Annotated in this window: 1 pseudogene; it reads right to left on the bottom strand. The window is 63.1% G+C overall.

The window, feature by feature from the left end:
• Positions 1-388 precede the first annotated feature (388 nt).
• Positions 389-981: pseudogene (locus PKE99_RS39145) on the bottom strand (IS1380-like element ISPme1 family transposase); the annotation flags it as partial.

Genomic DNA, 981 nt, shown 5'->3' with positions numbered 1-981 from the left:
ATCTGGGAACATTCCCGCGTGTGGGTTGCCTGATGAACGTTGCGCCGCGATATGACATTTCCCCTGGGACTGCGGTTACGGTTAACGCCCGGACGTTGGTCGTCAATCGCAAGACCCAGCACGGCTATGAGGCGGCGGACCAAGCGTCAGGACGGGTAGAGTTTCTTCCGACATTCCCCAAGTGGCCTGCCGCTTGACTTCAAGATCGCCTGATTTTGCTCGCTGGGCAAGCGTTTTTCGCCCCGAGCGGTGTCTGTCGTCGCGCAAACGGCCGAAGTCGGGTGGATCAAGCCTCGAACCCGCAGCATTCTGGCCCGGCAGAGCCGCTTTTCCGCGCGGCAGACGGACCTGTCCTGCCGCTTTCGTTCAGCTTGGGCATGGATCGTGGTCATGCGCATGACGGAGGCGTTCGAAGACGGCGGATGGCGGCAAGGACGGCCCGCACCATCGGGCCGGTGACGGCGACCTCGGCCAACTGGAAGGTAATGGCGCGGGCGTGGCGGACGACGCGGGCGCCGATCTTGATCAGCTTGAGTTGCAGGCTGGTCAACGACCAGTCCGCCATGGCCTCGGGCAGTTCGATGCAGCGCAGGAAGGTTGCCAGGTTGTAGGCCAGCGCGTGCAGTTGCAGCCGCACCTCGTTGTGCCGGAACTTCCGGCATGACAGCCGCGTCCAGCGAAAGGCATATTTGCCTTCCTTGATGTGCTGCTCTGCGGTGCCGCGCTGGTTGTAGAACCTCACCACCCAGTCTGGCTCCATCGGCAGGTTGGTGACGATGAAGCCGACTTTGGGGAACAGCTCGCCCGGATGCCATTCGATCTTGGCGATGACGCGGCGCGGCTTGTCCCAGGACGCCGCCTGATACTCGAAGTCCTCGAAGAACCGTTTGACCTTGGTCAGCGAAGGCCGTCCCACGGGCCGTGTCAGCCGATGCGCGATCTTCTCGCGCAAGACGGCGTTGGCGGGCAGACGGATGGCGT

Origin of the sequence: Pseudonocardia halophobica (assembly GCF_027922425.1) — a bacterium.
GTDB classification, from domain to species: domain Bacteria; phylum Actinomycetota; class Actinomycetes; order Mycobacteriales; family Pseudonocardiaceae; genus Pseudonocardia; species Pseudonocardia halophobica.
The sequence above is the reverse complement of the archived record's forward strand: the minus strand, read 5'-3'. Positions and strand labels throughout refer to the sequence as shown.